Source organism: Neisseria sp. P0009.S007 (genome assembly GCF_051962515.1).
Genome location: NZ_JBQCVF010000079.1, coordinates 1 through 5018, shown reverse-complemented (window position 1 = coordinate 5018; position 5018 = coordinate 1). Strand labels below are relative to the sequence as shown.

Annotated in this window: 4 protein-coding genes; all 4 read right to left on the bottom strand. The window is 48.2% G+C overall.

Going from position 1 to position 5018, the window contains the following annotated elements; translation table 11 throughout:
• Nucleotides 1-743 (bottom strand): D-lactate dehydrogenase (gene dld / locus ACTHS3_RS08200; RefSeq protein WP_440367642.1); only part of this gene is annotated, 743 nt, incomplete at its 3' end.
• A 165-nt stretch (nt 744-908) separates the two neighbouring features.
• A complete protein-coding gene (gene pnp, locus ACTHS3_RS08195; protein WP_107697060.1) occupies nt 909-3032 on the bottom strand; it encodes a polyribonucleotide nucleotidyltransferase in 2124 nt (707 codons plus the stop codon).
• A gap of 233 nt (nt 3033-3265) precedes the next feature.
• A complete protein-coding gene (locus ACTHS3_RS08190; protein ID WP_070587720.1) occupies nt 3266-4129 on the bottom strand; it encodes a phosphoribosylaminoimidazolesuccinocarboxamide synthase in 864 nt (287 codons plus the stop codon).
• A gap of 163 nt (nt 4130-4292) precedes the next feature.
• Nucleotides 4293-5018 (bottom strand): calcium-binding protein (locus ACTHS3_RS08185; RefSeq protein WP_440367639.1); only part of this gene is annotated, 726 nt, incomplete at its 5' end.

The following is a 5018-nucleotide window of genomic DNA, read 5'->3' as shown; positions in this document are numbered from 1 at the left end:
GATGCTTCGTAGTGACGCGCAGGGTCGGCATTAAAACGGGCGGCAGTCGGTTCATTCACTTGGCGGACATGATCGCAATAAGCATGGTCATGCCCTTTGCCTGCATTTTGAACAATGTCTTTTTTCTGATAATGGAAACCTTGCAGATTGGTCAGAATTTCTTCAGGGGTTTCGCCCAAATCAATGCCCAAATGGTTGACCAGCTCCAGCTTACCCTCTTCGTTGATTTGTGCAAACAGGGCCATTTCCGTATAAGCCGGACCACGCTGTACCAATGCACCGCCGGAGTTATTACATACGCCACCCAATACAGATGCGCCGATACAGGACGAACCAATTACAGAGTGCGGCTCACGGCCTAAAGGTTTCAGCAGCAGCTCCAATTGATTCAAGGTAGAACCGGGCAGGCAGACAACCTGTTCGTTATTGTTAATCGGCTGAATGATGTTCAGACGCATGGTATTCACAATCACAATATCTCGGTCGTAATCATTGCCGTCAGGAGTCGAGCCGCCAGTCAGGCCGGTATTGGCAGCCTGCGTAATCACGATAACATCAGCCTCAACACATGCCTGCAAGATTTGCCACATTTCCAACACCGTACCCGGGCGGACAACTGCCAGCGCCTTGCCTTCGCCAAAACGATAGCCTTGACGGTATTGTTCGGTTTTCGCCGGGTCTGTGATGATGTATTTTTCACCGACGGTTTGCGTCAGCCGGCTGATTAATTGTGTAGCATTCATTGCATACTCCTTGAGAGATTAAAATATTTATTAGATTGCAAGCATTGTAGTAATCCGTTCAATCAAAGTAAAGGCGAAACCCGTTTTTTAAACTCATCTTTTAAATAAACAAAAGGCCGTCTGAAAATTTCAGACGGCCTTTTGTTTTAAGCCTGAATAATCAGATTATTCGGCTGCTTTCTCTTCGCGAGCAGGTGCTTCCAGCAAAGCTTTGATAGACAGGCGTACGCGGCCGCGATCGTCTACTTCCAATGCTTTCACGTTCACAACCTGACCTACTTGCAGATAGTCGCTGACATTGCGTACGCGCTCGTGGGCGATTTGGCTGATGTGTACCAAACCGTCTTTGCCCGGCATCACGCTGACAATCGCACCAACGTTGTTGTCGAGGATTTTAACCACAGTACCTTCGTACACTTTGCCCACTTCCACTTCGGCAGTGATTTCTTCGATACGTTTTTTCGCTGCATCGCCTGCTTCTTGAGTAGTCGCAGCGATAGTGATGGTACCGTCTTCAGCGATGTTGATTTCAGTACCGGTTTCAGCAGTAATCGAACGAATAGTTTCACCGCCTTTACCAATCACATCACGGATTTTGTCTTGGTTGATTTTCATGGTGAACAAACGTGGCGCGTGTGCAGACAGTTCTTGCGGGCCTGCAACGGCGGCTTTCATCTGATCCAAGATGTGCAAACGTGCTTCTTTGGCTTGAGCCAAAGCGATTTGCATGATTTCTTTGGTAATACCTTGGATTTTGATGTCCATTTGCAGCGCGGTCACACCTTCTGTTGTACCGGCTACTTTAAAGTCCATATCGCCCAAATGGTCTTCATCACCCAAGATGTCGGTCAGGACGGCAAATTTGTTGTTGTCCAAAATCAGGCCCATAGCGATACCGGCAACGTGTGCTTTCAAAGGCACACCGGCAGACAACAGGCTCAAGCAGCCGCCGCAGACGGAAGCCATAGAGGAAGAGCCGTTGGATTCGGTAATTTCAGAAACCACGCGCATGGTGTAGCTGAAATCTTCAGGTTCTGGCAATACGGCCAACAACGCACGTTTAGCCAAGCGGCCGTGACCGATTTCACGACGCTTTGGCGCGCCTACGCGACCCACTTCACCGGTAGAGTATGGAGGGAAGTTGTAGTGCAGCATGAAGCGGTCGGTATATTCGCCGGACAGCGCATCAATGATTTGCTCGTCGCGTGAAGTACCCAAAGTTGCAACCGCCAAAGCTTGGGTTTCGCCACGGGTAAACAGTGCAGAACCGTGAGTGCGCGGCAATACGCCGGTTTGAATGTTCAGCGGACGAACAGTGCGGGTGTCGCGACCGTCGATGCGCGGTTGTCCGTCCAAAATTTGGCTGCGGACAACATCGGCTTCCAAATGTTTGAAAATACCTTTGATTTCGTTGGCTGCCAAAGTGTCGGTTTCTTCGGTAATCAACGCTTCTTTCACGGCATTCCAAGCTTCGTCCAATTTGGCAGAACGCGCTTGTTTTTGACGGATTTTGAACGCTTCTTTAATGGTTTCGCCGGCAATTTCGCGTACTTTTGCAACCAATTCTTCATTGGTTTCAGGTGCTTTCCAATCCCAAACTTCCGGGTTAACTTCGTCGGCAAACTCATTGATGGCGTTAATGGCCACTTGCATTTGATCGTGACCGTAAACAACCGCACCCAGCATCACTTCTTCAGACAAGATGTCGGCTTCGGATTCCACCATCAACACGGCTTTAGAAGTACCGGCAACAACCAAGTCCAATTGTGATTTAGCCAATTCGGCTTTAGTCGGGTTCAGAACGTACACGCCGTTTACATAACCCACGCGTGCCGCACCAATCGGACCGGCAAACGGTACACCGCTCAACACCAGCGCGGCAGATGCACCCAGCATTGCAGGAATGTCAGAATCGATTTCAGGGTCAACAGACACCACCATCGCTACGATTTGGATGTCGTGGTAGAAACCTTCAGGGAACAGAGGACGAATCGGACGGTCGATCAGACGGCTGGTCAGGATTTCTTTTTCGCTTTGTTTGCCTTCGCGTTTGAAGAAACCGCCGGGGATTTTACCTGCTGCGTAAGTACGCTCGAGGTAATCGACAGTCAGAGGGAAGAAGTCTTGGCCTTCTTTCACTTCTTTGTTGGTAGTAACGGCAACCAAAACAACAGTGTCGCCCATAGATACTTTAACGGCAGCAGCGGCTTGGCGAGCGATTTCGCCGGTTTCCAAAGTAACGGTTTGATTACCGTATTGGAAGGTCTTAACGTGTTTATTGAACATCATTGTTCCTTTCAAAATACCGCACTGCTAAAACACTAATAATGCACACTAAAATCCGAATGTGCATAGTTAGGGTTTCAGACCGTGCGGCAGGTTATAAACAAGCTTTCAGACGGCCTTTCAGTCGCTGAAAACAACTCTCGATTATAAAGGCAACTATCCTTAAAATCCAGTATTTATACAATAAAAAGGCCGTCTGAAACATATCTCTTTCAGACGGCCTTCAAACTTAAAAATTAATCCTGAGTCAGCAAAGTCAATGCTTCCTGATATTTTTCGACTGTTTTCTGAATTACATCGGCAGGCACTTTAGGCGCAGGCGCTTTTTTGTTCCAACCGCTTTGCTCCAGCCAGTCGCGGACAAATTGTTTGTCAAAAGATGGCGGATTGGTGCCGACTTTGTATTGGTCTGCAGGCCAAAAACGGCTGGAGTCTGGCGTCAATACTTCATCCATCAAAGTCAGCGTACCTTCTTCATCCAAACCAAATTCAAACTTGGTATCGCAAATAATAATACCGCGGAATTTGGCATATTCGGCCGCTTCCGTGTAAAGCTGAATCGCCTTGGCGCGTACTTCCGCCGCCAGCTCTTTGCCGATGATGCGTTCGCATTCTTCAAAGCTGATGTTTTCATCATGATCGCCGACTGCGGCTTTGGTCGACGGCGTAAAAATCACTTCAGGCAACTGCTGCGCTTCCTGCATACCTTCAGGCAGTTGAATGCCGCAGACAGAACCGGTTTTTTGATAATCTTTCCAACCGCTGCCTGCCAGATAACCGCGCACAATGGCCTCCACTTTCACCGGAGTGAGTTTTTTAGCCACAACGGCGCGTTTTTCTAGAACTTTGGCTTCGTTTTCAGGCAAAACATCGTAAACCGTCTGGCCGGTAAAATGGTTAGGCATGATATGAGCCAGTTTTTTAAACCAAAAATTGGAAATCTGCGTCAGAATCTCCCCTTTACCCGGAATCGGATCATCCAAAATCACATCGAATGCAGACAGACGGTCGGAAGCAACCATCAACATACATTTATCGTCAATTTCGTACAAATCGCGGACTTTGCCGGAGTAGATTTTTTTCAAGCTGATTTCAGACATTTCGGGTATCTCTTTGGTAAACAGAAGAATTTGATATTTTAGCCCAATTTGGCATCTTTCGTCAGATTGTTTACAAAATAAAGGCCATCTGAAACCTTATAGCTCGGTTTCAGACGGCCTTAGACTTTGATTTTAGGGACAAACCCTAAAAACCATCATCCTATCAGATGGCAGGAGCCTGAGTCTGATCTTGGATTTGGTTCACAGCAGACAGAGAGTAGTAGTCGCCGTGGCCGGTTACTTGGTAAGTGCTACCGTCAGCAAACTTGAAGTTTTCAACTTTGTGATCGTTACCGGTGAACCAGTCATCGATGGTGATGCTGTCGTTAGTACCAACAGAAACAGTCAGGTTAGCACCAGATTTGCTCAGCAATACGTCAGAAGCTGCAACGCCTTTACCGAACAACAAGGTGTCATTACCGCTTTCCTCACGGATAGTGTCGTGACCGTAACCTTTGTCGAAGAAGTAAGTGTCGTTACCGGTACCACCGATCAGGATGTCGTTGCCGACACCGCCGTCTAGGTAGTCGTTACCGTCTTTACCAACCAGGCAGTCGTCGCCGGCCAAACCGTACAGATGGTTGTTGCCGCCGTTACCTTCGATGTTGTTGTTCAAAGAGTTACCAGTACCGTTCAGGTTTTGCATACCTTGCAAAATCAGGTTTTCAACGTGATCGGTCAGCGTGTAGTCGATAACGGTACGGACAGTATCGATACCGGCGTGTGCATTACCGTACTCGATAACTTGGTCATTGGCATTGTCAACGAAGTAAACGTCGTTACCGTCGCCACCGCGCATGATGTCCGCGCCGGAACCACCGTTCAGGTAGTCGTTACCGGCACCACCTTGCAGGTAGTCTTTACCTTCTTCACCGTACAGAGAGTCACC

Coding starts and splice junctions, on each gene's coding strand:
- pnp (WP_107697060.1), bottom strand. CDS start 3,032: ATGATGTTCAATAAACACGTTAAGACCTTCCAATACGGTAATCAAACC.
- ACTHS3_RS08190 (WP_070587720.1), bottom strand. CDS start 4,129: ATGTCTGAAATCAGCTTGAAAAAAATCTACTCCGGCAAAGTCCGCGAT.